This is a genomic window from Chitinophaga agri (assembly GCF_010093065.1).
GTDB classification, from domain to species: Bacteria; Bacteroidota; Bacteroidia; order Chitinophagales; family Chitinophagaceae; genus Chitinophaga; species Chitinophaga agri.
Genome location: NZ_CP048113.1, coordinates 5,029,675 through 5,055,410, shown reverse-complemented (window position 1 = coordinate 5,055,410; position 25,736 = coordinate 5,029,675). Strand labels below are relative to the sequence as shown.

Annotated in this window: 23 protein-coding genes; 14 read left to right on the top strand and 9 right to left on the bottom strand. The window is 46.7% G+C overall.

Annotated elements, in window-relative coordinates; translation table 11 throughout:
- Positions 1–17 precede the first annotated feature (17 nt).
- From GWR21_RS20140 to GWR21_RS20130, 3 genes are read right to left on the bottom strand one after another with little or no spacing between them, the layout of a single operon-like run.
- Positions 18–935, bottom strand: coding sequence for an outer membrane beta-barrel protein (locus tag GWR21_RS20140; protein ID WP_162333485.1), 918 nt, complete (start codon positions 933–935; stop codon positions 18–20).
- Between the two features lie 24 nt (positions 936–959).
- Positions 960–2,105, bottom strand: coding sequence for a RodZ family helix-turn-helix domain-containing protein (locus GWR21_RS20135; RefSeq protein WP_162333484.1), 1,146 nt, complete (start codon positions 2,103–2,105; stop codon positions 960–962).
- Between the two features lie 50 nt (positions 2,106–2,155).
- The gene (locus tag GWR21_RS20130) at positions 2,156–2,641 is read right to left on the bottom strand and encodes an RNA polymerase sigma factor (protein ID WP_162333483.1); all 486 of its coding nucleotides are present in this window, start codon (positions 2,639–2,641) and stop codon (positions 2,156–2,158) included.
- A gap of 371 nt (positions 2,642–3,012) precedes the next feature.
- Here GWR21_RS20130 and kbl point away from each other — a divergent pair, with 371 nt between their 5' ends.
- The 7 genes from kbl to GWR21_RS20095 all read left to right on the top strand — a co-directional run bounded on the left by kbl (position 3,013) and on the right by GWR21_RS20095 (position 11,207).
- The gene (gene kbl, locus GWR21_RS20125) at positions 3,013–4,200 is read left to right on the top strand and encodes a glycine C-acetyltransferase (RefSeq protein ID WP_162333482.1); all 1,188 of its coding nucleotides are present in this window, start codon (positions 3,013–3,015) and stop codon (positions 4,198–4,200) included.
- 105 nt (positions 4,201–4,305) lie between these two features.
- A complete protein-coding gene (gene blaOXA / locus GWR21_RS20120) occupies positions 4,306–5,109 on the top strand; it encodes a class D beta-lactamase (RefSeq protein WP_162333481.1) in 804 nt (267 codons plus the stop codon).
- Between the two features lie 523 nt (positions 5,110–5,632).
- A complete protein-coding gene (locus GWR21_RS20115; protein WP_162333480.1) occupies positions 5,633–6,670 on the top strand; it encodes a VWA domain-containing protein in 1,038 nt (345 codons plus the stop codon).
- A complete protein-coding gene (locus tag GWR21_RS20110) occupies positions 6,667–7,434 on the top strand; it encodes a tetratricopeptide repeat protein (protein ID WP_202928968.1) in 768 nt (255 codons plus the stop codon). Before GWR21_RS20115 ends, GWR21_RS20110 begins: the two co-directional genes overlap by 4 nt.
- Before the next feature lie 92 nt (positions 7,435–7,526).
- Positions 7,527–9,422 carry a (E)-4-hydroxy-3-methylbut-2-enyl-diphosphate synthase gene (ispG, locus tag GWR21_RS20105; RefSeq protein ID WP_238429906.1) on the top strand — a complete coding sequence of 632 codons (1,896 nt, stop codon included), beginning with the start codon at positions 7,527–7,529 and terminating at the stop codon, positions 9,420–9,422.
- Between the two features lie 378 nt (positions 9,423–9,800).
- Positions 9,801–10,205 carry a hypothetical protein gene (locus tag GWR21_RS20100; protein WP_202928967.1) on the top strand — a complete coding sequence of 135 codons (405 nt, stop codon included), beginning with the start codon at positions 9,801–9,803 and terminating at the stop codon, positions 10,203–10,205.
- A gap of 78 nt (positions 10,206–10,283) precedes the next feature.
- Positions 10,284–11,207, top strand: coding sequence for a LysR substrate-binding domain-containing protein (locus GWR21_RS20095; protein ID WP_162333478.1), 924 nt, complete (start codon positions 10,284–10,286; stop codon positions 11,205–11,207).
- 96 nt (positions 11,208–11,303) lie between these two features.
- Here the strand turns inward: GWR21_RS20095 and GWR21_RS20090 are convergent, their stop codons facing one another.
- The 5 genes from GWR21_RS20090 to GWR21_RS20070 all read right to left on the bottom strand — a co-directional run bounded on the left by GWR21_RS20090 (position 11,304) and on the right by GWR21_RS20070 (position 14,102).
- Positions 11,304–11,804 carry a lipocalin family protein gene (locus GWR21_RS20090; protein WP_162333477.1) on the bottom strand — a complete coding sequence of 167 codons (501 nt, stop codon included), beginning with the start codon at positions 11,802–11,804 and terminating at the stop codon, positions 11,304–11,306.
- A gap of 87 nt (positions 11,805–11,891) precedes the next feature.
- Positions 11,892–12,371: a hypothetical protein gene (locus GWR21_RS20085; protein ID WP_162333476.1), complete on the bottom strand. Its 480-nt coding sequence runs from the start codon at positions 12,369–12,371 to the stop codon at positions 11,892–11,894.
- A 209-nt stretch (positions 12,372–12,580) separates the two neighbouring features.
- A complete protein-coding gene (locus GWR21_RS20080) occupies positions 12,581–13,048 on the bottom strand; it encodes a hypothetical protein (RefSeq protein WP_162333475.1) in 468 nt (155 codons plus the stop codon).
- Positions 13,049–13,555: an RNA polymerase sigma factor gene (locus GWR21_RS20075; protein ID WP_162333474.1), complete on the bottom strand. Its 507-nt coding sequence runs from the start codon at positions 13,553–13,555 to the stop codon at positions 13,049–13,051. It abuts the gene before it with no gap.
- Positions 13,556–13,631: 76 nt separating this feature from the next.
- Positions 13,632–14,102 carry an SRPBCC family protein gene (locus GWR21_RS20070; protein ID WP_162333473.1) on the bottom strand — a complete coding sequence of 157 codons (471 nt, stop codon included), beginning with the start codon at positions 14,100–14,102 and terminating at the stop codon, positions 13,632–13,634.
- Positions 14,103–14,153: 51 nt separating this feature from the next.
- Between GWR21_RS20070 and GWR21_RS20065 the strand changes: the two genes are divergently transcribed.
- The 3 genes from GWR21_RS20065 (at position 14,154) to recR (ending at position 19,629) form a co-directional block, all read left to right on the top strand.
- Entirely contained in the window at positions 14,154–17,351 is a 3,198-nt protein-coding gene (locus GWR21_RS20065; protein ID WP_162333472.1) for an ATP-dependent helicase, read from the top strand.
- A 103-nt stretch (positions 17,352–17,454) separates the two neighbouring features.
- Entirely contained in the window at positions 17,455–18,939 is a 1,485-nt protein-coding gene (locus GWR21_RS20060; protein ID WP_162333471.1) for an Ig-like domain-containing protein, read from the top strand.
- A gap of 72 nt (positions 18,940–19,011) precedes the next feature.
- Entirely contained in the window at positions 19,012–19,629 is a 618-nt protein-coding gene (gene recR / locus GWR21_RS20055) for a recombination mediator RecR (protein ID WP_162333470.1), read from the top strand.
- Positions 19,630–19,862: 233 nt separating this feature from the next.
- Here the strand turns inward: recR and GWR21_RS20050 are convergent, their stop codons facing one another.
- The gene (locus GWR21_RS20050; RefSeq protein ID WP_162333469.1) at positions 19,863–20,075 is read right to left on the bottom strand and encodes a peptidoglycan-binding domain-containing protein; all 213 of its coding nucleotides are present in this window, start codon (positions 20,073–20,075) and stop codon (positions 19,863–19,865) included.
- A 504-nt stretch (positions 20,076–20,579) separates the two neighbouring features.
- On the opposite strand from GWR21_RS20050, the gene GWR21_RS20045 reads away from it, so the two are divergent.
- The 4 genes from GWR21_RS20045 to GWR21_RS20030 all read left to right on the top strand — a co-directional run bounded on the left by GWR21_RS20045 (position 20,580) and on the right by GWR21_RS20030 (position 25,567).
- Positions 20,580–21,596, top strand: coding sequence for a homocysteine S-methyltransferase family protein (locus tag GWR21_RS20045; RefSeq protein ID WP_162333468.1), 1,017 nt, complete (start codon positions 20,580–20,582; stop codon positions 21,594–21,596).
- A 44-nt stretch (positions 21,597–21,640) separates the two neighbouring features.
- On the top strand, positions 21,641–24,397 hold the full coding sequence (gene metH / locus GWR21_RS20040; RefSeq protein ID WP_162333467.1) for a methionine synthase: 2,757 nt from the start codon (positions 21,641–21,643) through the stop codon (positions 24,395–24,397).
- Between the two features lie 89 nt (positions 24,398–24,486).
- Entirely contained in the window at positions 24,487–25,251 is a 765-nt protein-coding gene (locus tag GWR21_RS20035; protein WP_162333466.1) for an exodeoxyribonuclease III, read from the top strand.
- Positions 25,252–25,264: 13 nt separating this feature from the next.
- Complete coding sequence (locus GWR21_RS20030) at positions 25,265–25,567, top strand: DUF4286 family protein (protein WP_162333465.1); 303 nt, start codon at positions 25,265–25,267, stop codon at positions 25,565–25,567.
- Positions 25,568–25,736: the final 169 nt, after the last annotated feature.

Genomic DNA, 25,736 nt, shown 5'->3' with positions numbered 1-25,736 from the left:
TGATCCCCCAAAAAATGTTAAAAGCTATTGAAACGTATCCCGATTGAGAAAGGATACTGCTCCAGGCCATAATCATGTAACGGAGTCAGCGCAAAATTACCATAAAGTTTGAGAGGTCCATACCCGATATCTCCAGTAAGGCTTAATTTCCATTTATTCAGGTTGAACTCATCTACTTTCTTCTCTTTCCCTCTTTCGCGACTGATTTGTTTGGTACGTGCCTTCACAAGATAACCTCCCATTACGCCCATACCCATTTTAAAGGCTCTGGACGGACGGGCAGGGTTACTGTTGAAGTTCAGCATCAATGGTACGCTCAGGTATTCGGCGAACAGCTTGTTCTTGGAGAAATTCACATTATCCCGCATAATCTCAGTCGGATATCCGGGTACATAAGTGATATTTCTTGCAAAACGGTAGTTGTTCATTTCAACTCCCAGGGCGTAGATCAGATTCACTTTGTGTTTGTAGATGTTCATCCTTTGCTGGAACAGCCAAATGTTAACATTGATTGACTTTCCGGTAATCAGCTTGAACTCCGAAGGTGTAAGTGGTGCGCTTCCCCCCCGTGGCGCCAGTGTATTCAGGCCTGCTGCGGAATAGGTATAGGATTTAGAATAACTATCTGATATTCCGTTAGGGGCTGCATAATAGGATAATGCTACGGCTCCGCTGTAATCGCTACGGTCGATGTAGTTGTTGAAGCCAACATCTACTACGAACCACCTGGTTTGCAGGTTCTTCTTTAATCGCTCTCGCGCGTAAGCGGTATCGTTGTAAACCCTGAAGATGCGCTTGCCTTTTGCATCTTTTCCTTTCATGATGATCATTCCCTTTATCTGGAATGTCTCAACAAGGCTGTCGGGCGTCTGGGCTTGTACACCAACACTTACAATAAGCAGTAACAATAAATAGCGTAAACATTTACACTTCATATCAAAAAAATTCATTCTTTCTGATTATTTCTTTTTACGGGACAGGAACCTGGCTACGTTAGCGACCCCGTTCAGTAGTTTGCTGTCGCCGTTCATGGTCACCGCTACGACCAGTTCACCTTTAACATTGGCAGGGGCGGCAACTGTACTGGCGCCGGAAGTGGCCATTGTAGTGTTCACTTTCGTCGTACTGGCCATTGTGGCTGACTTATCAGTCATTGCAGCCGCATTTTCTGCCAGGATCCTTTCCTGTTGATCAGTCTTTTGCTGCAGCTGTTGCACCACTTCACCGGATGTAGATACCGGTTGTGGGAGCTTAGACAGCGCGATGGCCCTGTTATCAGGTATAGTATTAGCAGATTCTTCCTGTTTAGATTCGTTTGTAACCGAAGCCGGGCGGGTTACGGTCCTGTCAGCATTGTTGCGGGCCAGGGCAGCAGCATCTGACTGACCATTGTTCCCAGCTGGTGTAACAGATGGCCTGGATACAGGTGTCCGTACTGTTTTTTCGGAGACCTGTGACTGACTGGCTACCGCTGGTACGTCTGTATCTGCCACTGATGGCAGCGTCACCGGAGCAGGTGTTGCCGGAACGGTTGCCTGCGGAGCAGGTGTTGCGCGATTGGTAGCCGTGCCCTGATTCACGGCTACCTGTACGGGTTCAGCGGTGCGTTGGGCCGGAATAAGCCAGAATGAAAGACCGGCTACTACTGCGGCCGCTGCACTCCACCACCACAATGGACGTACCCTTGTGCGTTCCTTCCTGTACAGCGATGTTTTATCTCCAAATGTTACAGAGAGATCGGGCATTAACCGGCTGGCCTGTAAAAGTTTTAATTCCTTCTGTATATGCGGATGCTGGCGGACCAATACTTCCAGCGCAGCTTTATCCGATGCATTTAATTCATTATCAACATAATCGAGCAGGAAGCGTTCGTAATTGTCCGCGGATAAGGTATCTTCTTTACGGTACAATATATCTTTCGCATCAAACTTCACATCCATATCTGGCTGTAACCTGGTTGACTCCAACAGCTCCATTTCCCTACGTATTTCCGGATGTTCGTCCATGAAAACGGTAAGTGCCACCATCTCCTCTCCTGTCAGTTCACCATCAATGGCGCTGAGCAGGAATTCCTCATAGTTTGATATGTTGATATTTACTGCCAAATCAAGACATATAATTAAAATGCAATATTACTTGTTTCCCCTGATCTTCTCTAGATCACGTTCTCCATCTTAATAAGGTACTGTTTCAGATGTAACCTGGCCCTGTGCAGATAAACCTTTACCTGTGACGGGTTCAGTTGCATGATCTCTCCTATCTCCTCATAACTGTATCCTTCGTAATCTTTCAATAATATCAAGGAACGCTGGACATCAGTCAGCCGGTCCAATGCTTTTTCCAATACTTTCCTTGCGTCGTGGATCCTTTGTTCAGAAATCTTGGTCTCTTCTTTAAACTCATCCACCAGCGTAATTCGCTTCACTTTACGGACATGGTCTATCATATTGTGGTATGCCACAGTAAAAAGGTATGACTTACCTTTCTCAAAAGGCACATCTTTACAGTGCTTCCACAATATTTCAAACGCATTCTGTACCACATCTCTAGCGTCCTCAGTATGGTCTAAATTTTTAACAATAAACCGGAAGAGATTGTCCGCGTACAGATTCACGCATTGATTATACTCCTTTTCCGTCATCCGGGTGTTGCGGGATTTTAGTGCTAATGTCCGACAATTACTTTATATGCGCGATCCTGCTACTCAGTTCCAACCCATTATTTACCTGTACGTTACAGTTCTACACGCCCCGCGCTCCCGGACAGTGAGTTCCCGCATAGCCTCAGCCATCCTTTTCAGTAGCGCGGAAATTCAGCCATTGTCCGGTCCCCCGTCATCACTGGCTCTACAAACGGGACCAGGGCGCAGACATTACTATGACGCAGAGCAGTCCCCAAATGTTACACCCTCGTCAAACTTTTTGGTAACCCATGACAAATGCCGGCATAGCTGCGGGATTCGTAATACATTTAATCCTATAACTTTGACCAGGTTACAAAAATCTGCTACTTATGAACCAGAAATTCATTGCCCGTATCCAAAAAGAACTGGATGAAATACGCTCCGCCGGACTTTTTAAGAATGAAAGAGTGATCACTTCTGAACAGGGCGCCGAAATACAGGTAGGCGGTAATACCGTTGTTAACTTCTGTGCGAACAACTACCTGGGCCTTTCCAGCCACCCTGATGTGGTAAAAGCGGCCAAAGATGCCATTGATACCCACGGATATGGTATGAGTAGCGTACGCTTCATCTGCGGTACACAGGATATTCACCGTGAACTGGAACAGAAGATCGCCACCTTCCTGGGTACAGAAGATACCATCCTGTATGCGGCCGCTTTCGACGCAAACGGTGGCGTATTCGAACCTCTTTTCGGCGAAGAAGATGCAATCATCTCTGACGCCCTGAACCATGCCTCTATCATTGACGGTGTGCGCCTCTGTAAAGCACAGCGCTACCGTTATGAGCATAATAATATGGCCGACCTGGAAATTAAACTCCAGGAGTCCGCACATCTGCGCAGCCGCATCATCGTTACAGACGGATCATTCAGCATGGACGGTACGATCGCCCAGCTGGACAAGATCTGTGACCTGGCCGATAAATATGACGCTATCGTCATGATCGATGAAAGCCACTCTTCCGGCTTCTTAGGCAAAACCGGCCGTGGTACCCACGAATACCGCAACGTAATGGGCCGTATTGATATCATTACTGGTACCCTGGGTAAAGCCCTGGGTGGTGCCTCCGGCGGTTTCACCAGTGGTAAAAAAGAGATCATTGACATGCTGCGTCAGCGTAGCCGTCCTTACCTGTTCTCCAACTCCGTTGCACCAAGCATCGTAGGGGCTTCCATCTCCGTACTGGATATGCTGAGCGCTACCACTACCCTGCGCGATAAACTGGAGTATAATACCCGTTACTTCCGTTCCAAAATGACAGAAGCAGGTTTCGATATCAAACCGGGCGACCACCCGATCGTTCCGGTAATGCTGTATGATGCGGTGCTCAGCCAGCAATTTGCTGACAAACTGCTGAAAGAAGGTATTTACGTAATTGGCTTCTTCTTCCCGGTCGTTCCGAAAGGTCAGGCCCGTATCCGTGTTCAGTTGAGCGCTGCCCACGAACAGGAACACCTTGACAAGGCCATTACTGCTTTCACTAAAGTAGGTAAGGAACTCGGGGTAATAAAATAACATGTTTTATATATGATATGCAGGAGGATGCCAGCTGGCATCCTCTTGTCATTTCGTCCTGTAGTACTAAATATCTACTTTTGCACCACTAAACAAGAATGCATAATGAAACAGTCTGGCTGGATACTGCTGCTGATCGCCTTTTTGGCGAATGCCTGCTCACCGAATAATGTTGAAAACGAAAAAAGCTGGGAAAAATACTTCGCCGAATATAAGGTGGAAGGTTGCTTCATGCTGTTCAACAACAGCCAGGGTACCTTTAAAGTATATAATGTAGAACGTGCTCAGCAACGCTTCCTCCCCGCTTCTACCTTTAAGATCTTCAATTCCCTGGTAGGCCTTGAAACAGGTGTCCTGAAAGATAGCGCTACCGTTATTCCCTGGGATGGCGTTACCCGAGAAAATCCTGAATGGAACCATGACCTTAGCATGCAACAGGCCTTCCGCGTATCATCTGTTCCCTACTTCCAGGAAGTAGCCCGCCGCATTACCCAACCTGTGATGCAGAAATGGCTGGACTCTATCAAGTACGGTAACATGAAGATCAGCAAGATCGATACCTTCTGGCTGGACAACTCCCTGCAGATCTCTCCGGATGAAGAACTGGGCTTCGTCAAGAAATTATATTTTGATCAGCTGCCTTTCCATAAACTGACCATGCAGAACGTTCGTCAGATCATGCTGATGGAAAAAAAGCCTGAATATGAACTGAGCTACAAAACCGGTATGGGCTTCGCTGGCAAAAAAGCAATCGGCTGGATCGTTGGCTGGATCGAAGAAAACGGCCACCCTACCTTCTTCGCCCTCAACCTGGAAACAGAAAATAAAGATATCGACATGCGCACCGTGCGTATGAACATTCTCAGAAATATCCTGACAGATGCAGGCTACTTCAAGGGAATGAAATAGATGCCATTGTCAATCAATGACTTACCTTCAGGTAAACTGATAACAACCTATCAGGTAACGCGGATGATAACCGTACAACGGATTGTCAGTCTCCAGTTAACAGGACCATAGTTGAACAGACCACTGCGCAACTATGGTCTTTTTTATGCCATATCATTAATATGACACCGTCAATTAAATAAAGCCATTATAAACCAGGAGTCAAGACAAGTATTTGCTTTTGTCAATTAACAGACTACTTCCAGCTCATGTGTCAGGTATAGGTCAATTCAACAGCCTGATGCTTTTCTCTATGCTCCCTTAGGGTAACATCATGACATTGCAGCCAGTCATACCTGCACCAGCCATAACACCTCATTCTATAAGCGAGTAACACTTATCAATGATTAGAAGCTGATTGGTAGCATATGCGTTAAAAAAAACCCAAATCCCTATTCCTAAATACTGTAAAACGTACTAAAAAAATTATATTTGAACCCTATGGCCGGGTTTCGATCAAACCGGCAGCAGAAATCTTTATTGAATGATGTTACGTTTTCAACACAGCGAATATTTATGGGCACTGGTATTACTGCTGGTTTTGCAACTCGCATTCCTCAGTATATCCTGGTGGAAACGACGTTCCGTTCGTAAACTCGGCGACCCAGTACTTGTAGAGAAACTCTTTACCGGCTATTCCCGCCGCCGTTTTACCTTCAGGTTCCTCCTGGTATTCCTCGCATTCCTCTTCGGTGTGATAGGACTTGCCAATATTCAGAAAGGAAGCCGCATGGAAAAGATCACCCGTAAGGGAGTAGACGTCATCATCGCGCTCGACGTAAGTAAAAGTATGCTCGCGGGTGATGTGAAACCAGACCGTCTCACCAGGGCAAAACAACTCATTTCCAAACTGGTCGATAAGCTGGATAACGACCGAGTTGGTCTTGTTGTCTTCGCTGGTAATGCCTACCTGCAAATGCCGCTAACCATTGACTACTCAGCCGCCAAAATGTACCTCACTACCGTAGGGCCAGAAATGATCCCTACCCAGGGTACCGCTATTGGTCAGGCTATTAAGGTGGCCAATGAAGGCTTTAACAAGAAAGAGAGGAAACACAAGTCGCTTATCATTATCTCCGATGGTGAAGACCATGACGAAGCTGCTGTCTCCAATGCCCGGGCAGCTTTTGAAGATGGCGTTGTCATCAACACTATCGGTATTGGTTCCCCTACCGGTTCTCCCCTTCCCGATCCGGAAACAGGTACCAATAAAAAGGATAAAGAAGGTAATATCGTTATTTCCAAACTCAATGAAGATGCCTTGAAGTCTATCGCCGCTGCCGGCAAAGGCATCTATGAACACCTGGATAATAATACAGAAGAAGTGGTCAATTCTCTGACGCAGAAGATCGATAGCATGGAGCAGAAAGAATTTGGAGAAAACATCTTTACGGACTACAACAGCTATTATCAGTATTTCCTGGCAATAAGCCTGTTACTGCTTGTAGCTGAATTTTTCATTCCTGAAATCAGACGCCGCAAACGCGCGGATGTTGTTGTTACCGCTACAGAAAAACCATGACGAAACTAACATTCACATACCAGGCATTGATGGCGGGGCTTATCCTTTGCTGCTGCCAGGACACCTTCGCTCAGACAGGCAATAAATTTATCCGTAAGGGGAATGAACTGTATAAAGCCAAACAGTACACCGATGCGGAAGCCAATTATAAAAAGGCACTGGAGGTAAACCAGCAGTCCGTCGAAGGACGCTACAACCTCGGCAACTCCCTTTATGAGCAGAAACGCTACGACGATGCCCGCTCCCAGTATGCCAACAGCTTCAAAATAGCGCCTACCCGTGAGGGCAAGGCCGACGCCAGCTATAATATCGGCAATACCTTCATGGAAAGTAAAAAATGGGAAGAAAGCATCAAGGCGTACAAAGAGGCGCTTAAACTGAACCCGTCCGACGAACAGGCCCGTTACAACCTGGCCTATGCGCAGGCTATGCTGAAGAAACAGCAGGGCGGCGGCGGAGACAATAAAGACAAAAAGGATAACAAAGACAAGGACAAGAATAAAGATAAAAAGCAGCAGGACCAGCAAAATAAGGACCAGCAAAATAAGGATCAGCAGCAGAATAAGCAGGATCCGAACAAGGACAAAGAGAATAAAAACAAGAATAAAGAAGAACAGGACCAAAAACCGGAACCACAGCCAAGCAAGATGAGCAAACAGGAAGCGGAACGCTTATTGCAGGCTTTGGGACAGGAAGAAAATAAACTGCAGGACAAAATGAAGAAGGCCAAAGGCCAGGTCGTTCCTGTAGATAAGGACTGGTAATAGTAGCAGTTCATTACCTTTGTTACATATTTGGACTTGTTTTTATGCAGCTATATACTAATTCACTGACAGAATATAAGAGGCTGGCCACTTTGGAAGTTAAGGTTGGAGACCTGCTGATCGGAAATAATAATCCGATACGTATTCAGACCATGACCACCACCGATACCATGAATACCATCGGTACTGTGGAACAGGCGATCCGTTGTATTGAAGCGGGTGCCGAGCTGGTACGTATCACAGCCCCCAGCAAAAAGGAAGCAGAAAACCTGCTACCTATCCGTAATGAGCTGCGCAAAAGAGGATATACCACTCCGCTGGTAGCAGATATCCATTTCACGCCTAATGCAGCTGAAATTGCTGCCCGTATCGTAGAAAAGGTGCGTATCAACCCGGGTAACTACGTTGATAAGAAGAAATTCGAAACACTTACATATACAGACAGCGAATACGAGGAAGAAATAGACCGTATCCGCAAACAGTTTACGCCACTGGTTAAAATTTGCCAGGAGCATGGCACTGCCATGCGCATCGGTACAAACCATGGATCCCTGAGCGATCGTATCATGAGCCGCTACGGCGATACGCCGATGGGAATGGTGGAAAGTGCCATGGAATTTCTCCGTATAGCGGAAGACCTGCACTTCAGGAACATCGTGCTGAGCATGAAATCCAGCAATCCACAGGTAATGGTACAGGCTTACCGCCTGCTGGTGCACACCATGCAGGATCAGCTGGGTCATTGCTATCCGCTGCACCTCGGTGTAACAGAAGCAGGTGATGGTGAAGATGGTCGTATCAAATCAGCCGTCGGCATTGGTACCCTGCTGGAAGATGGTATCGGTGATACTGTACGCGTATCACTCACCGAAGATCCGGAGTTCGAACTGCCCGTATGCCGCGACCTGGTGAAACGGTATAATACCCGTTCAGCACACGAGCCCATTCCTGCCGTGACCCAGGTGCCCTATTCACCTTTCGAATACAAACGCCGGGAAAGTATTGCAGTAAATAATATAGGAGGGAAACAGGTCCCTGTTGTCATTGCTGATTTCGGTACTGAAACAGGCATTACACCAGCACACCTGCTGCCTGTTGGTTATAGTTACAATGAGGAAACTGACAAATGGAATATTGCAGATGCGGCAGCCGATTATATCTTCTCCCGTGAACTGCTCACTTTCGCTTTACCAGGTACCCTCAAAGTGATCGTACCACACACGATCTGGAAAGATGCAGCTGACAAGGGAAAATATATGCCGCTGTTCTCTGCGGAAGAATACCTGATGGCGACTGACAGATCCCCTGTCATCAATTTCATAGAGCATAACACAGGTATTGCACTGCCGGAAGCATTACTGCTCCAGATGGCGACTGACCATACTATTGTATTATGCCTGCATGCGTCCAATACGCACGCCATGCCGGAAGTAAGACGCACCTTCATCACCTTGCTGGAACGTCAGATCCAACAACCGGTCATACTGAGATGTATGGCTGAAGCCAATAGCGCCGATGAACACCTGATACACTATGCGACAGAAACAGGTGCATTGCTGCTGGACGGATTTGGAGATGGCCTGTGGCTGATCAGTGAAACGACCGGCGCAAATACGCCCGGACATGCTTTATTAAACAATATCGCCTTCGGGATCTTACAGGCCACCCGTACCCGTATCTCGAAGACTGAATATATTTCCTGCCCGTCCTGCGGCCGCACACTATTTGACCTGCAGGAAACGACCGCCAAGATCAGAGCTGTTACCAATCACCTGAAAGGCGTTAAGATCGCTATCATGGGTTGTATTGTGAATGGTCCCGGAGAAATGGCTGATGCCGACTTCGGATATGTGGGCAGTGGTGTTGGCAAGATCACACTCTACAGAGGTAAAGAAGTGGTGAAACGGGGCCTCAATAGTGAAGTCGCTGTGGATGAACTCATCACGCTGATCAAAGAGAATGGGATGTGGGTAGACACAAATAACTAAAAAGGAAAAGGCCTCGCATTACGCGGGGCCTTTTTAATTCAAGGTTAACAGGATGACTCAGAATCAATAAAGGGGGTTTTTATGTTCGTCAGACAATCGAATTGTGCGTTTCCTCAACATTCACACTCTTTAACCATCAAATAAAGTGATGGGGTTACCAAACTTTTGAGGTTAACTATACTTTGTCAGGTGATACAAAGGTACTACCACGAAAGAGGTATTGTCAAGCGTAGCAATACGCAATCTCTTGCGGAAACTACGTTTCAAGAACTTGCAAATCACTACGTTAATACATTGAAATAAATATTATTACTTCCTACGTCCACTCATTAAACATTTCTTTCATCTCTAAGTCTAATACCTAACCAAACATGTAAGATGAAAAAGATTGTTACAGGTGTATTAGCATTCTTAATGGGTGCTACCATCGCAGTTGCACAGCAACCTGCCACCAGCACTCCCGAAAAACAAAAGGCAGAGCACAGGGCGGAGAAACCAGGTCAGAAAGCACACAAGCCAGCTATAGATAGCACTGGCAGACCAATGAAAAAAGATGGTACTCCAGATAAACGCTTCAGGGAAAATCAGGAAAACAAAGATGGTAAACAACAACCACAGGGTCCGGTGAAAAAAGATGGTACCCCTGACAAACGTTTCAAAGACAACAAGGAAAACAAAGACAACAAAGACGCTAAGCCAGAAGGTCCGCGCAAGAAGGACGGCACTCCTGACAAGCGTTTCAAAGACAATAAAGAAAAAACTCCGGCAGAACAAAAGTCATAGTCAGCGACTATACATTTTTCAAAAGCGGTTATCTTACCCTGGTAGGATAACCGCTTTTTTTCTTCGTACATTTAGCCAATGTTGGATTTCAGGTTAAAAGTATTTTACACAGTGGCCAGACGGCTTAGCTTCACAAAGGCCGCAGAAGAACTGTTCATTTCCCAACCGGCCGTGACCAAACATATTCATGAATTAGAGCAACAGCTCGGCATGGCCCTTTTTGAGCGTATCGGCAACAAGATCAAGATCACCCGTGCCGGGCAGATCATGCTCAAACATGCAGATGATATCTTCACCAGCTATCGTCACCTGGAATATGAGATCAATCAGCTCAAACATGAACAGGGTGGATTGCTCTCCCTCGGTGCCAGCACAACCATTGCGCAGTACTTTATTCCTCCCGTTCTTGCCCGCTTCAATCAGCGTTATCCGGAAGTAACTGCATCCCTCATTTCCGGCAACACAGAACAGATGGAACAGGCATTACTGGATAAAACAATCCAGCTGGGGCTTATAGAAGGACGTTCCAAAAACCCGGTGCTGAAGTATGTGGAGTTTGCAAAAGATGAAATCGCACTGATCGGCAATGTGAAATATGACTATGGAGAGGGGCCGCTGGGGGCGAATGAACTGAAGTCCATTCCGCTGCTGATGCGTGAACAGGGTTCCGGTACGCTTGAGGTGATCACTGATGAACTGAAAAGACTGAAACTGAAATTGACGGACCTGCAGATCGCCATGTATATGGGCAGTACGGAAAGTATCAAGTCATACCTGCATCATGCGCCCTGTGCTGCATTCATCTCATTACAGGCGGTGAAAAGGGAACTGGAAGCAGGTGAATTTAAAATATTGCCGGTGAAGAATTTCCGGCTCGTCAGGAAGTTCCACTTCATCTATCTCCAGGGGCAGCAGGATAAACTTGCTCAGTTATTCATGCGTTATGCCAGGCAGCATGCGGGGGAACAGGCAGGGGAAACGGATGGTAACTTCGATAGCTGATCACCATACGAAATAAAAACGCTTAACAGGCTACACAACGATGCGTTATGTAATCTGTTAAGCGTTTCTTTATAAGAGCGTATAACCAGCTACGTACTAGGAACGTTGCAGGGTATATACAATATAACCAGTCTTACCTTCGAAGCTAACTGCTGCTCTCCATACCATCGTGGTATTGGTCAGGGAAGCAACATCTACACGGTAACCTTCAGTCACATTCTTTGCCTTAACGCCTGATCCAACCTTTTTGAACTGGAAGCTGTTAGCACCACCCTGTTTGTAGATAGACCATACGATAGCCTGTGTAGCAGTATTACAGCCATCTTCAGTAGAAGACAGGGTGTAGGAACCATTGTTGTTGGATGGCAATACCCACTGGCTGCCTTTGAAGCAGTTAACCGATGCTTCATCAAACACAGTTATTTTAGAGCCTCTTGGAATACCGTCAAATGTAATATCAGTTATAACCCAGTTGCCTTTCACGGAGCCTTCACTGGCGCTCTGTTCTGTGGTTGTTGCGGCGCCAGACTGCGTTTTACAGGATATGGCAAATACAGATGCTACCAGGCATAATACTGCTAGTGTAAGGTGTTTCATGTCTAAATATTTTGATGTTTAAATTGTCAGTAATGCAAGGCATTACGGGACGCAAGGTGGGAAAAAACAAGAAACGTACCAAATCGCTTATTGATGGGCCGGAGATCGTTGTTCTACCGCCGCAGGATATAAACGCATGAGCCTCTCTTCCATATTACGGAACTGCTGATAAAAATAAATACTACTGGCCAGCAGTGCCATTACGATCACGACTAATGCAATAAAACCACAACGCCACCAGATGCTTACGGTAATAGTATTGTTACGGGGCTGTAACACATACGTCAAAGGGTCCGCACCACCCTGCTGCTTACCTGTCCGCGAGTAGTATCCCTCCCGGTTATGCGGCGCAATTCTTTCAGCTATCTTATTCCACACTTTTGCTGGTGGCGTAACGCCCTCCTCCTGCATCAGCTTTTGCAGCTTATACTCAGTAGCGGCGATCTCTGTATTCAGCTCAGGATAAAGACTGCGCATACGGTCTAATAACTGCACTTCTTCAGTTGAAGCGAGTCCAAGCAGATAACTTTCAATAACGCCACTTTCTATGTAATCGTGAAGATCCAAAAGGCAAAACTTATTAGATAATGGTAACGGTTAATCTTATTCCCAGGTGAAACGTGTCGGCTGCATTCAGCTTTCAAATGTCAAAATAACCTAATTCATTTCCAAATTAAAATCACGACACGCCTCTCCTGAACACCCATCTGATTGATAATGAGCGGCTTATTTTAACAACGTTAGGTATATATACCTTTGTTACCACAAATATCGGATTATTTTGGCGTCACTACCTGCCCTGCAGTACGCAATGCTTCGGCTTGTTTTTGCTCCTGCGCCTGTTGATATTTCAGGAAGAAATAGATCGCAAAGAAAAGACACACCTTGGAGAGTATAAAGGTCACAATAAAGAACAGACGCCACCATTTATGCACAGTGATATGCTGCCCGTCCTTTGACTGGATGTTGATAAACGTATATCTTGACTGATCGCCTCCTGGTGGTGGAGGGACATCATCCCGCCAGTTAATGCGCTGGAAAATACGTTCTTTCAGATAGGGGGATGGCGACACTGCTTCTGCAAGTGCTGTTCTCTCGATACGTCTTTCCACCGCCATAATTTCGGCATTCAGTAACGGATAAAGCCGGCGCATATGCTGCAGCTCTTCCATTTCACTGGCCGTGGCGATCCCGAGTACGTAACTTTCGATGATCCCGCTTTGTATGTAATGATTAAGATCCAATTATTCCCCTAAAAATTTTCTGAATTGTACCATGATCTCCCTTAGCTGGGTGGTCACTTCTTCTGTTTGTATACCTAATATACGAGCAACAGCCTCTTTTGGTAAACCCTTATAGTAACATAAATGAAAAATAGTTCTCCCCTGTGCGGGTAATCTGTTGGAAAACCGTTGTATTAGGCTGCCATCTGCCTTTACAACTTCATTGCCCATATCACTGTCATTGGTATCAACGGCCTCTAATACAGCCATTTCGCGCGCTATGCGCATCATCCATCCGAATAATGTGGTGTTCCCGGAATCACGGTATGTCCGAATAGTCTTGAATATCTGAACGAACAGTCTTGTCAGTACATCCTCCGCCTTATGGGTATCTCCCACTACCTGCAAAATAATGCTATACAACGCCGGACTGTAATGGTCGTAAACCCATTCCTGCGCATGGTGATCTCCGGCAATGAGGCGTTCGGTAATGAGATAATCGTCTATGTGGACGGCTGCCTGCTGCAAATGTTATAGGTTTAAGAGAAAACTAAGATAAACTATTAATCATTAAACGTCAATTTCTTGTTATAACATATTCTTGCTATGACCGCTTCTCGAATAAACGCTCCACCGCCTCTTTCCTGAAGCGGAAGATGTCCCGCAGCTGCCGCTGCACGAAGAGCGCATGGGCCAGCTTACCTAATATACCCAGTGGCATTGAGTAATGCACAATATCTGTCATCTTCACGCCACCCGGCACCTCCTCAAAATGATGCTGATGATGCCATAACCGGTACGGACCGTCCCGCTGCTCATCAATAAAGTATTTCCCTTCCACCACGTGTGTGATCTCCGTCATCCAGCGTACGGGAATACTCAGTACCGGACGGATAATATACGTAATCACCTGCCCTGCATATACCGGTTTATTTGTAGCCGGAGACGTCACGTCAAACCGCATGTATGCCGGTGTGATCTTCTCGAGGTTCTCTGCCCTGGAAAAGAAAGTCCAGGCCTCTTCCATGCTGGTATTTAATACCTGTTCATACTGTAAACGATAGATTTTTGCCATAACTTCATATTGTGTTTTGTGCGACCCGGTAAGCCGGCTTCAAATATAGTCATGTCCAGAGATCAGTACCAACATCATTTCAGGGAAATATATGCCCGCCTGAACAGGCAGCAGCGTCAGGCCGTTGACCAGACCGAAGGCCCCGTTATGGTCATTGCCGGCCCTGGCACGGGCAAAACCCAGATACTGGCCTCCCGTATCGGAAAGATCCTGCAGGATACCAGCTATCATCCGCAGCACATTCTCTGCCTGACGTATACCGATGCTGGTACCATTGCCATGCGTAAACGCCTCACCAGCTTCCTCGGCCCTGATGCCTACCGTGTCAATATTCATACCTTCCATTCGTTCTGCCATGAAGTCATTCAGGATAATCTCGGCCTGTTTGACAAACATAAGCTGGACCCTGTCTCAGAACTGGAGAAAGTACAGCTGCTGAAAAAACTGATTGACGGTTTCACAAAAGACAATCCGCTCAAACGCTACAGAGGCGATGTATACTATGACATGCAAAACCTGGCCCATCTTTTTTCCTCCATGAAAAAGGAGGGCTGGACGGTGGAGTATGTCAAGGCAGCTATCGTCAGCTACATGGAAAGTCTGCCCTTTCGGGATGACTTCATGGCCAAAAAGGCCGCTGGTGTTTACTCCAAAGGAGACCTCCGCCTGGATAAGATCGCCCGGGAAAAAGAAAAAATGGTGCGGCTACAGGCTGCTGTCGAACAGTTTCCTGTATATACGGAGTTAATGCTCGCTGCAAACCGTTATGACTTTGATGACATGATCAACTGGGTGACCAGCGCTTTCGAAGACCATCCGGATCTGCTGGCCGACTACCGGGAAAAATACCAGTACATCCTTGTTGATGAATACCAGGATACCAGTGGCATACAGAACAAACTTGTGCAACTGCTCACTGGTGACCAGCAAAACCCCAATATTTTCGTAGTGGGTGATGATGATCAGTCCATCTACCGCTTCCAGGGCGCCAGTATTGAGAACATGGCACTGTTTGCCGAAACCTTTGCCAGCCAGTTACATACTATCGTACTAACATATAACTATCGTTCCGTACAACCCGTTCTGGATGTAGCCATGTCACTGATTGCCCATAATGGCAAATCACGCCTGGTCAATCAGCTTGACGGCCTTAATAAAAAGCTGATTGCGGTGAAAGGGACCGACCTGGCGCCTTCCTACCCGGTCATCAGGCGGTATCATACTCCGCGTGATGAAATGGCCGGTATTACACAACATATCGCTGGCTTACTGGATAGTGGGGTAAAACCTGGTAGCATTGCCGTGATCTACCGGGAAAACAAATATGGGGAAGAACTGGTACACTACTGCCGGCTGCAGCAACTGCCTTTTTACTCTAAACGCAGCCTGAATCTCTTTGATATCCCCTTTGCCCGTAAGGTATTGACTATACTACGTTACATTGCCAGGGAGATCGATACACCCTATAGTGGTGACGAGCTCCTGTTCTCCATACTGCACTATGACTTTTACGACATTCCGGCCATAGAAATAGCTAAGATCAGTATCCGCGCAGCGGAAAAAGGGTACAGGGAAAAATCTTCCATGCGGCAGTACCTGCAGGAATGGGCACAGACAAGACACCTGACACTGTTCACACCAGCACCTGAACAGGCGCTGGCCGACTTCTCCAACACCATGGAGAAGCTGATCAAAGACGCTCATAATCTTCCCCTGCAACAGTTGTTTGCAGCTATTATCAATGAATGCGGCATCCTCTCTCATGTGATGCACTCGCCTGAAAAGGCCTGGCTTATGAAGGTCCTGCAGGCCCTCTTTGATTTTGTCAAAGAAGAAACGCACCGTAATCCAGACCTGGCACTGGTGCCTTTTATGGATACCGTCCGACTCATGGAGCATAGTGGGATTATCATCCCGGTTGTACACATCTCAGGTAAAGAGACCGGTATCAACCTGCTGACCGCCCATGGGGCTAAGGGACTGGAGTTTGAATATGTGTTCATTGCCGGCGCAAATGCACATCTTTGGGAAGAAAATACCAGGGGGAATACCGGCTTCTCCTATCCTGATACACTCTTTACCACAACCGTCACCAGTACTGATGAACAGGAGTTGCGGCGCCTGTTCTACGTGGCCATGACCCGTGCAGAGCAATTCCTCTATATCAGTTATCCTGAATATAAAACAGATGGCAAACCGCTGGAGCCTAGTCTGTTTATTACTGAAATACTGGACCAGCACCCGCTGACAGTAGAAAAGGTGACCATTCCGGCAGAAGTGTTATTCAGGTTCGAATCATTGCAATACACCCGGGGCATAGCACCACAGATAGCTGCTGATGATGCTTCTTTCATTGACAATCTCCTGGCTGGTTTTACCATGAGTGTAACTGCACTCAATAACTACCTGGACTGCCCCCTGGGCTTCTACTATAAAAACCTCGTCCGGGTGCCCTCCGGCCGTTCAGAAGCGACAGCGTTCGGATCTGCTGTACACTATGCACTGGAAAAACTCTTTCAGAAAATGCAGGACAGCGGACGATATGAGTTCCCATCCAAAGAAGCATTCATCAGGGATTTTACCTGGAGTATGCTGCGTAACAGGGAGAGCTTCACCCGCGAGTCCCTGTCAAGAAGACTGGAATATGGTAGGGAGATTCTTGATCATTACTACGATAAATGGCTACCACACTGGAATAAGGTGGTTAGCGTAGAAAGAAATATTCGTAATGTAGTGGTCAGCGGTGTTCCTCTAAAAGGCAAGATCGACAAACTTGAATTTGACGGTAACCTGGTCAATGTCGTTGATTACAAGACCGGCGATTATGAAAAAACCATCAAAGAATACCAGAAATTCGTGCGTCCCGACCAGCAGCATCCTCATGGAGGCGACTACTGGCGACAGGCCGTTTTCTATAAGATACTCCTGGATAACTACCAGCAGAAGAACTGGCAGGTGGTCAGTACAGAGTTCGACTTCATTGAACCGAATAAGCAAAAGCATTATCACCGGGAGAAAGTGGTGATCTCCCCCCAGGACGTACACCTGGTAACCGACCAGATCGTATCTGCCTGGACCAGGATCCAGAACAGGGAGTTTTATACCGGTTGCGGTAAAAAGGACTGTGTCTGGTGCAATTTTGTAAAGGAGAACAAGCTATATGTAACCCTGCACGACATCAGTGATGCAGATGAGGCAGATATCAGCTACCTGCCCGACCGGCTGCAGCACCCCCTGCCTGATAGTTGAGAATGCCCTGGCCGTCCGCCGGAAATGGCCTATTATCGGCAGATTTGGATATTACTGATGGGAGTTTGATCTTTGGAACCGGTTTTTGGAATAATACACTCAAATGATGACTCATAATTTCCGTTGCTGGGCTAACTGGCTGATAGTGATAAGCGCCTGTATATTTCTGTTTCCTGGCTGTGCCAATATCGTACCTCCAAGTGGCGGCCCGAAGGACACGTTGGCGCCCAGGCTGGTAGATATCAGTCCCGCGGATTCCACACTTCATTTCAAGAGTAAGAAAGTGTACTTCACTTTCAATGAGTTTGTGCAGGTAGACAACGTATTCGAGAAACTGATCGTGTCTCCGACCCTCAAACGTACCCCTTCAGTCACCTTTAAACTGAGGACGGTGACCATGGAGATCAAGGACACGCTACAGGAAAATACAACCTACACATTCAATTTTGGTGATGCCATCCGTGATAACAACGAGAATAATCCCATACAGGATTTTCAATATGTCATTTCCACCGGCGACTATCTGGATTCCCTCCAGGTACGGGGTTTTATCATAGATGCACAGACAGGTAAACCGGACAGCAACGTCTCTGTCATGATCTACCGCAATAACACCGACTCTGTTGTCTCTAAGGAGAAACCAGTATACTTTGCCCGTTCCAAAGGAAATGGCGCTTTCTGGTTCAGAAATATGGCTCCCGGTGACTATAAACTCTTTGCGCTGAAAGAAGAAGACAGAGATCTTCAGTATACCCAACCCAAAGAGATGATCGCCTTCAGTGACAGTTTGCTGCATCTGACAGATAAGAACCTGAGTAATATCACCATGCTGCTGTTTACAGAGCAGGACAGTACACTCAGGAAGCCTGATGAATTTGCTCCGGAAGAGCAACCGGTAGCTGAAGAGGATGCCGAGAAGAAGGAGAAGGACAAAGAGAAAGACAAGAAGAAAAAGCGCTATCTGAATATATCACCTGATCTGACAGATAATAAACAGGAACTGGGTCAGCCTTTGCTGATTACATTCAGTGCACCTATTAAAACACTGGATAGTACGGCATTCAGCCTCACACAGGATACCCTGTTCACGCCAGTCACCTTTACCACTTCTTTCGATTCTACCCGCACCAAGCTGCTGGTGCACTATGACTGGAAAGAAGGTAAGCCCTACCGGCTGATCATCCCTAAAGAAGCTGTAGCAGATACCACCGGCTTACAACCGACCAAAGCGGATACGATCAATTTCGCCGCCAAGAAGGAATCTGACTATGGAAAAGCCATGCTGACACTCACCCTCAGTGATAGCGCCAAGGCTGCGATCAGTGATACAATGCATTATGTCGCACAGCTCGTTGTAAACAAAGAAGTGAAGTACTCCGGTAAGATCGTACGTAACTCCTGGGTGCAAAAGCGTATTACCCCCGGAGAATACGAAGTATGGATATTACTGGATGATAATAACAACGGTAAATGGGACCGTGGCGTTTACTATGGCACGCCCAAGAAGCAACCGGAACGGGTGATCAGTATGCCGAAAAAGGAAAATATAAAAGCCAACTGGGGCGTAAAGATCCAGGCCAGCTTTTAGTACCGTTACGATACCGGCCCACCGGATGAACAAATCGTAATGCATCATTCGCAATTGAGTTAATTTTACAGTATGATATTTTCCTCCGCACTGATAGAAAATGCAGTTAATGAATTTGCGCGGCTGCCGGGTATAGGCAAGAAAACAGCGTTACGCCTGGTATTGCACCTCCTGAAGCAGGACCCGGCGCAGGTAAAACTGTTCGGTGACGTCGTGACCCGTATGCGGGAACAGATCAAGTTCTGTAAAGTATGCCACAACGTTTCTGACCAGGAGGTATGCAGTATATGTAGCAGCCCCTCCCGTAATAAGGCGCTGGTGTGTGTGGTAGAGAACATCCGGGATGTGATGGCGATCGAGAACACGCAACAGTTCAATGGCGTGTATCATGTATTGGGCGGGATCATCTCCCCTATTGATGGCGTCGGACCGGACCAGCTGAATATTTATTCACTGGTAGAACGAGTACAGCAACAGGGAGTAGAAGAGATCATCATGGCGCTCAGTCCTACAATAGAAGGTGACACAACCATCTATTATCTATCAAAGAAGTTAAAGGAATTCCCGGTTAAGATCACTACGATCGCACGTGGTATCGCCTTTGGCGGAGAGCTGGAATATGCAGATGAGATGACACTGGCAAGATCTATTTCAAACAGGCTGCCACTGGAAAGTTACGTGCAGAAATAAGCCAGTAACTGCCAGATAAACAAAACGCTTAACATAGAATGGTCTTCCGTTCCATGTTAAGCGTTTTATTTTAAAAGTTACGAGTGCTGAACAACACCCGTGTGTGTTTAACCTGTAATTCCACGTTATGAAAAAAAGTACTGGTTGGTTTGGTTTTCTCAGGCGGACCTCAGCAGGTAAACCTCCATACTTCCGCGCCCCGTCTGGTATATACATAGGCTTCCGCCTGATGTTCATTCGTTTTTATTGATCAATGCAGATGCACCAATACTTGCAGTTTGCGCTTCACTTTCTCTCAGCGCCTGCCAGCGTTGCATTTCATACTTATTTAAAAAGCAGATCTTAAATACCTCTGCTTCTCCACGGTCGCCATCCGCAGGCACCGGGTACAGTCCATACTGCGCCAGATGCTGCTGCAGGCTGTGTACATGCTCAGCAATACTCATATCAATAATGATTTTATGCAGGTTAAAACTAAACGGCTAATGGTGGTATGCTACCGGTTAGCAACAACAGCGCTGGTGATGACAACTGTTGTTTTGATGAAGCATGTTCAGGGTTATAACGTGCCCTAATGATTGTTGAACCTCTTTTTGCATCGTAATTCTCATTGTAGAAGCGTCGCTCCCTATTACCCTACAAATATAGTAGACTTATAAACTCCAAACAAATTTTTTCTCCTGTTTCAATTAAAACCATCCCTCAAACACCCTTGAAACCCTGTCCCATGGCTGCAAAGCTTCCCCGGATGGTTTTAAATTGGTATAAAATGCCGGATCACGCGCATAAACAGGCGCCCCGGAGTAGTGTCAGACGGCTGTCATGCCCGTGGAGCCTTATTTTATAAGGTAATTATTAAGTACATTTGTTTATTAGTTTCCGCGGGTAGATTTGTTTATTGTTCGACCCACGGATATTATTAAACCGTAACTAATAAACGTATTACAATTATGAAATCATTATCCCAATGTGCGGCTGAGCGCATTCTGATTATTGACGGTGCGATGGGGACCATGATCCAGCGCTATAAACTGGAAGAAGCCGACTACAGGGGCGAACGTTTTAAGGACTACCACCTCGATGTAAAAGGCAATAATGACCTGCTTAGTATTACACAACCTCAGATCATAGAAGCTATACACAAAGAATACCTGGAAGCTGGTGCCGATATCATCGAAACCAATACTTTCAGTGCGACCACCATTGCCATGGCTGATTACGACATGCAGTCACTGGCGTTTGAAATGAATATCGCATCCGCAGGTATTGCCAAAAAAGCAGCACAGGAGTATACAGCTAAGAATCCGGACAAACCAAGGTTTGTAGCCGGTGCTATTGGTCCGTTGAATAAAACACTGTCCCTCTCCCCTGACGTAAACAATCCGGGCTTCCGCTCTGTTTCCTTTGATGAAGTAGTAGCGGCCTACTACGAACAGGTGAAAGGGCTACATGAAGGGGGCGTAGACATTCTGCTGATCGAGACGATCTTTGATACGCTGAACAGTAAAGCAGCCATATTTGCTATCAAAAAATACTTTGGAGATATCGCCCAACCGGAACTGCCGGTAATGATATCCGGTACTATTACCGATGCTTCAGGCAGAACACTGAGTGGCCAGACCCTGGAAGCCTTCTACATTTCTGTCATGCACGCGAAACCCTTCTCAGTAGGTCTTAACTGCGCACTGGGAGGCAACCAGATGCGTCCTTATATCGAAGAACTGTCTCAGATCGCAGCGTGCAATGTAAGCTGTTATCCCAACGCCGGGCTGCCTAACGCGTTCGGTGAATATGACGAAACACCTGATCAGACGGCCCATATCATCGAAGACTTCGCAAAAGAAGGCTTTGTGAACATCGTAGGTGGCTGTTGCGGTACTACGCCAGACCATATCCGTCACATTGCAGAACATGTAAAAACAATGTCTCCAAGGCGTTTGCCAGCACTGGCAGCTGATCTGGCGTAACATTTAACCGGGGTATTCCTACAATTTTTACTACAGCAACACAAATGAGCGATACAATCACTTCAACAGATACATTACAAACAGAGGCTCCAACTGTCCGTACCATACAACCTTTCCTCCGCCTGAGCGGCCTGGAACCACTGGTAGTAAGACCGGAGACAAATTTCATTAACGTCGGTGAACGTACCAACGTAACCGGCTCGAAGAAATTTGCGCGACTGATCAGAGAAGGTCTCTATGAAGAAGCCCTTTCAGTAGCCCGTCAACAGGTAGAAAACGGTGCGCAGGTACTAGATGTGAACATGGACGACGCCCTCCTCGATGGAGAAAAGGCCATGACCACCTTCCTCAACCTGCTCGCATCAGAACCCGATATCTCCAAGATTCCGGTGATGATCGACTCCAGTAAGTTCTCTATCATCGAAGCTGGCCTGAAATGCCTGCAGGGTAAATGTATTGTAAACTCTATCAGTCTGAAGGAAGGCGAAGCCAAGTTCATTGAACAGGCAAAGATCTGTAAAGCCTTTGGTGCTGCCGTAGTCGTAATGGCGTTTGATGAAAATGGTCAGGCTGATACAGAAGAAAAGAAAGTATCCTTCTGTCACCGTTCCTACAAGATCCTTACGGAACAGGTAGGCTTTGATCCACAGGATATCATCTTCGATCCAAACATCTTTGCGATCGCTACGGGTATTGAAGAACACAACAACTATGCGGTAGATTTCATCAACGCTACCCGTCGCATTAAAGAACTGATGCCCCTGACCAGTGTCAGCGGTGGGGTAAGTAACATCTCCTTCTCCTTCCGTGGTAATGACGTTGTAAGAGAAGCCATGCACTCTGCATTCCTCTATCACGCCATTAAGGAGGGTATGAACATGGGGATCGTCAATGCAGGTATGCTACAGATCTATGATGAAATAGAGCCTACATTGCGTGAGCTGTGTGATGATGCGATCCTGAACCGGAGACCAGATGCAACAGAGCGCCTGATCGCCTATGCGGAAACGGTGAAAAGTAAAGGCAAGGTGATCGAAAAAGATGAGACCTGGCGCCAGGGTACAGTAGAAGAACGACTGAGCCATGCGCTGGTGAACGGTATTACCGACTATATCGACGCTGATACTGAAGAAGCGCGACAGAAATATCCACGTCCGCTCGACGTGATCGAAGGCCCCCTGATGGCTGGTATGAACATAGTAGGTGACCTCTTCGGCAGTGGCAAGATGTTCCTCCCGCAGGTAGTAAAAAGTGCCCGCGTAATGAAGAAATCAGTAGCTGTACTGACACCCTTTATTGAAGAGGAAAAACAAAGAATGGTGGAACTGAACGGTGGTGTAGTGAAATCGGCAGGTAAAATACTGCTGGCGACCGTAAAAGGCGATGTGCATGACATCGGTAAGAACATTGTGGGCGTGGTGCTCGGCTGTAATGGCTATGACATCATAGACATGGGTGTAATGGTACCTGCCGAGAAGATCTTGCAGACCGCCCGTCAGGAACAGGTAGACATCATTGGTCTGAGTGGCCTGATTACTCCAAGCCTGGATGAAATGGTGCATGTCGCCAGGGAAATGAAACGTCAAAATTTCGAAGTACCGCTGATCATTGGCGGTGCAACTACTTCCCGTACACATACAGCGGTTAAAATCGCCCCGGAATACGAACACGGCGTCATTCACGTTCTGGATGCTTCCCGTAGTGTAACGGTGACCAGCAGCCTGCTGAGTAAAGCCATGAAAAAGACTTTCCTGGACGATGTGAAGCTGGAATACCAGAAACTGAATGAGAATTTCCGGAATAAAAAACCGGTTAAACAATATCTTCCGATCGAAGAGGCCCGCAAGCATAAAGCGATCACAGACTGGAGTAACTATAAACCAGTAGTTCCTAAAGAACTGGGCGTAAAGACATTCCATAACTACGATCTGGCTGAGATAGCTGAATATATTGACTGGCAGCCATTCTTCATTTCATGGGAACTGCATGGTAAATTCCCGCAGATCCTTACAGATGAGATTGTGGGAGTAGAAGCTACCCGTTTGTATGAAGATGCAAAGGTAATGCTGAAGCGTATTGTGGAAGAAAAATGGCTGACCGCTAATGGCGTGATCGGCTTATTCCCGGCTGTCAGAACAGCTGATGATACGATCTCGGTAGAGTCGCCTACTCCGGGCCAGGGCACTATCCGCCTGGAATGCCTTCGTCAGCAGCTGAAAAAAGCGCCCGGACAACCTAACTTCTCACTGGCCGACTTCATTGCACCGGTAGAATCAGGTATACAGGATTATATGGGTGCATTTGCAGTGACGACTGGTGGCGATATTGAAAAGTGGCTGGAGAAGTTCAAGGAAGAACTGGACGACTATAGCAGCATTATGCTGAAAGCCCTTGCAGACAGACTGGTAGAGGCATTCGCAGAACTCATGCATAAACGCGTGAGAAAAGAATTCTGGGGATATGACAGCAATGAGCAGCTGGACAATGATCAGCTGATCCGTGAGGAATATGCAGGTATCCGTCCGGCGCCTGGTTATCCTGCCTGTCCTGAACATACCGAGAAATACAAGCTGTTTGATATGCTGGAGGCTACTGCCAATACAGGTATTATACTTACAGAATCCCTCGCAATGTATCCGGCATCCAGCGTTAGCGGCTGGTACTTTGCGAATCCTGAAGCCAAATACTTCGGCCTGGGTAAGATCGAAAAAGACCAGGTAGAAGACTATGCGGCACGTAAGGGATGGTCGGTAGAAGAAGCCGAAAAATGGCTTCGACCCGTACTTGAATACGATATGTAATCATTTCGATAGAGCCGGTAGCGCTGAGGACTGCCGGCTTTTTTTATCACCTCTTTTCCCCATTTCAGGGATTACTGACAGACCACACGATGAGAATTGTTTCCTATAATGTAAACGGGCTGCGCTCCGCCATGACTAAAGGTTTTACCGAATGGCTGAAAACAGATCCTGCCGACATCATATGCCTGCAGGAGATCAAGGCGCATAAAGACAATGTAGACTACCAGCAGTTTGACGGGCTTGGCTATGAGCATTACTGGTATCCTGCACAGAAAAAAGGCTATAGTGGCGTAGCTGTACTGACGAAGATCAAACCTGATAACGTGCAGTATGGTAACGGCTTCATGCAGAGCGATGCAGAAGGACGCGTAATACGCCTGGATTTCGGCGATATTACACTGATCAATACCTACATCCCTTCTGGTACCAGTGGCGATGAAAGACAGACTTATAAATACCAGTGGCTGGACGAGTTTTATGGCTATCTGGAAGCATTGAGAGCTACACGCCCTAACCTGGTTGTGTGTGGTGACTATAATATATGCCACAAGCCTATGGATATTCATGATCCGGTGGGTAATAAGAATTCCTCGGGATTCCTGCCACAGGAGCGGGCCTGGATGGATAAGCTATATGAGAACGGCTTTATTGATACCTTCCGTCATTACCATCCGGAACCGCATCAATACAGCTGGTGGAGCTTCCGCGCAAATGCGAGGAACAACAACAAGGGCTGGCGTATCGATTATATCAGCGTTACAACACCACTGCAAACAAGGCTGAAAGACGCTCAGATCTGGCAGGAAGTAAAGCATTCAGACCACTGTCCGGTGTATCTGCAACTAGAATCGTAAAGACATTTCCCACATGGTTATTTATAACGTAACGACGAAAGTAACACACTTCATCAACGAAAGGTGGCTACAATGGATGAAAGAAGAGCATATACCTGCGATAATGGCAACAGGACTTTTCCATGATTACCGCATCTGCAGGCTACTTGAGCAGGATGACGAAGATGGTCCAACTTACTCAGCTCAGTACTTTACAGACACACTGGAAAACTATCAGACTTTCCTGGCGGAACATGCGCCAAAACTGCGTCAGACAAGCTATGATCTGTTTGGCAATCAGTTTGTCGCTTTTAACTCTGTAATGCAGGTAGTATAGTTGTTAAACTTATCCACAGGAAATCCACTGATCATACGGGATTCAGACTTTGGTACAATACTTGGACCGTAGATGCGTTTATAGTAAATACTACAGCAAATGGGCTGTCATAGCGGTTTTCATCAATTTAAGGTATCAATCCTGTTGATGCCCTGACAAGTGTCAATCT

Bases quoted from the DNA above. Each gene is read 5' to 3' on its own strand.
- GWR21_RS20140 (WP_162333485.1), bottom strand. From the start codon at position 935: ATGAAGTGTAAATGTTTACGCTATTTATTGTTACTGCTTATTGTAAGT.
- GWR21_RS20130 (WP_162333483.1), bottom strand. From the start codon at position 2,641: ATGACGGAAAAGGAGTATAATCAATGCGTGAATCTGTACGCGGACAAT.
- kbl (WP_162333482.1), top strand. From the start codon at position 3,013: ATGAACCAGAAATTCATTGCCCGTATCCAAAAAGAACTGGATGAAATA.
- blaOXA (WP_162333481.1), top strand. From the start codon at position 4,306: ATGAAACAGTCTGGCTGGATACTGCTGCTGATCGCCTTTTTGGCGAAT.
- GWR21_RS20115 (WP_162333480.1), top strand. From the start codon at position 5,633: ATGATGTTACGTTTTCAACACAGCGAATATTTATGGGCACTGGTATTA.
- GWR21_RS20110 (WP_202928968.1), top strand. From the start codon at position 6,667: ATGACGAAACTAACATTCACATACCAGGCATTGATGGCGGGGCTTATC.
- GWR21_RS20100 (WP_202928967.1), top strand. From the start codon at position 9,801: ATGAAAAAGATTGTTACAGGTGTATTAGCATTCTTAATGGGTGCTACC.
- GWR21_RS20095 (WP_162333478.1), top strand. From the start codon at position 10,284: ATGTTGGATTTCAGGTTAAAAGTATTTTACACAGTGGCCAGACGGCTT.
- GWR21_RS20090 (WP_162333477.1), bottom strand. From the start codon at position 11,804: ATGAAACACCTTACACTAGCAGTATTATGCCTGGTAGCATCTGTATTT.
- GWR21_RS20070 (WP_162333473.1), bottom strand. From the start codon at position 14,102: ATGGCAAAAATCTATCGTTTACAGTATGAACAGGTATTAAATACCAGC.
- GWR21_RS20065 (WP_162333472.1), top strand. From the start codon at position 14,154: ATGTCCAGAGATCAGTACCAACATCATTTCAGGGAAATATATGCCCGC.
- GWR21_RS20060 (WP_162333471.1), top strand. From the start codon at position 17,455: ATGATGACTCATAATTTCCGTTGCTGGGCTAACTGGCTGATAGTGATA.
- recR (WP_162333470.1), top strand. From the start codon at position 19,012: ATGATATTTTCCTCCGCACTGATAGAAAATGCAGTTAATGAATTTGCG.
- GWR21_RS20050 (WP_162333469.1), bottom strand. From the start codon at position 20,075: ATGAGTATTGCTGAGCATGTACACAGCCTGCAGCAGCATCTGGCGCAG.
- GWR21_RS20045 (WP_162333468.1), top strand. From the start codon at position 20,580: ATGAAATCATTATCCCAATGTGCGGCTGAGCGCATTCTGATTATTGAC.
- metH (WP_162333467.1), top strand. From the start codon at position 21,641: ATGAGCGATACAATCACTTCAACAGATACATTACAAACAGAGGCTCCA.
- GWR21_RS20035 (WP_162333466.1), top strand. From the start codon at position 24,487: ATGAGAATTGTTTCCTATAATGTAAACGGGCTGCGCTCCGCCATGACT.
- GWR21_RS20030 (WP_162333465.1), top strand. From the start codon at position 25,265: ATGGTTATTTATAACGTAACGACGAAAGTAACACACTTCATCAACGAA.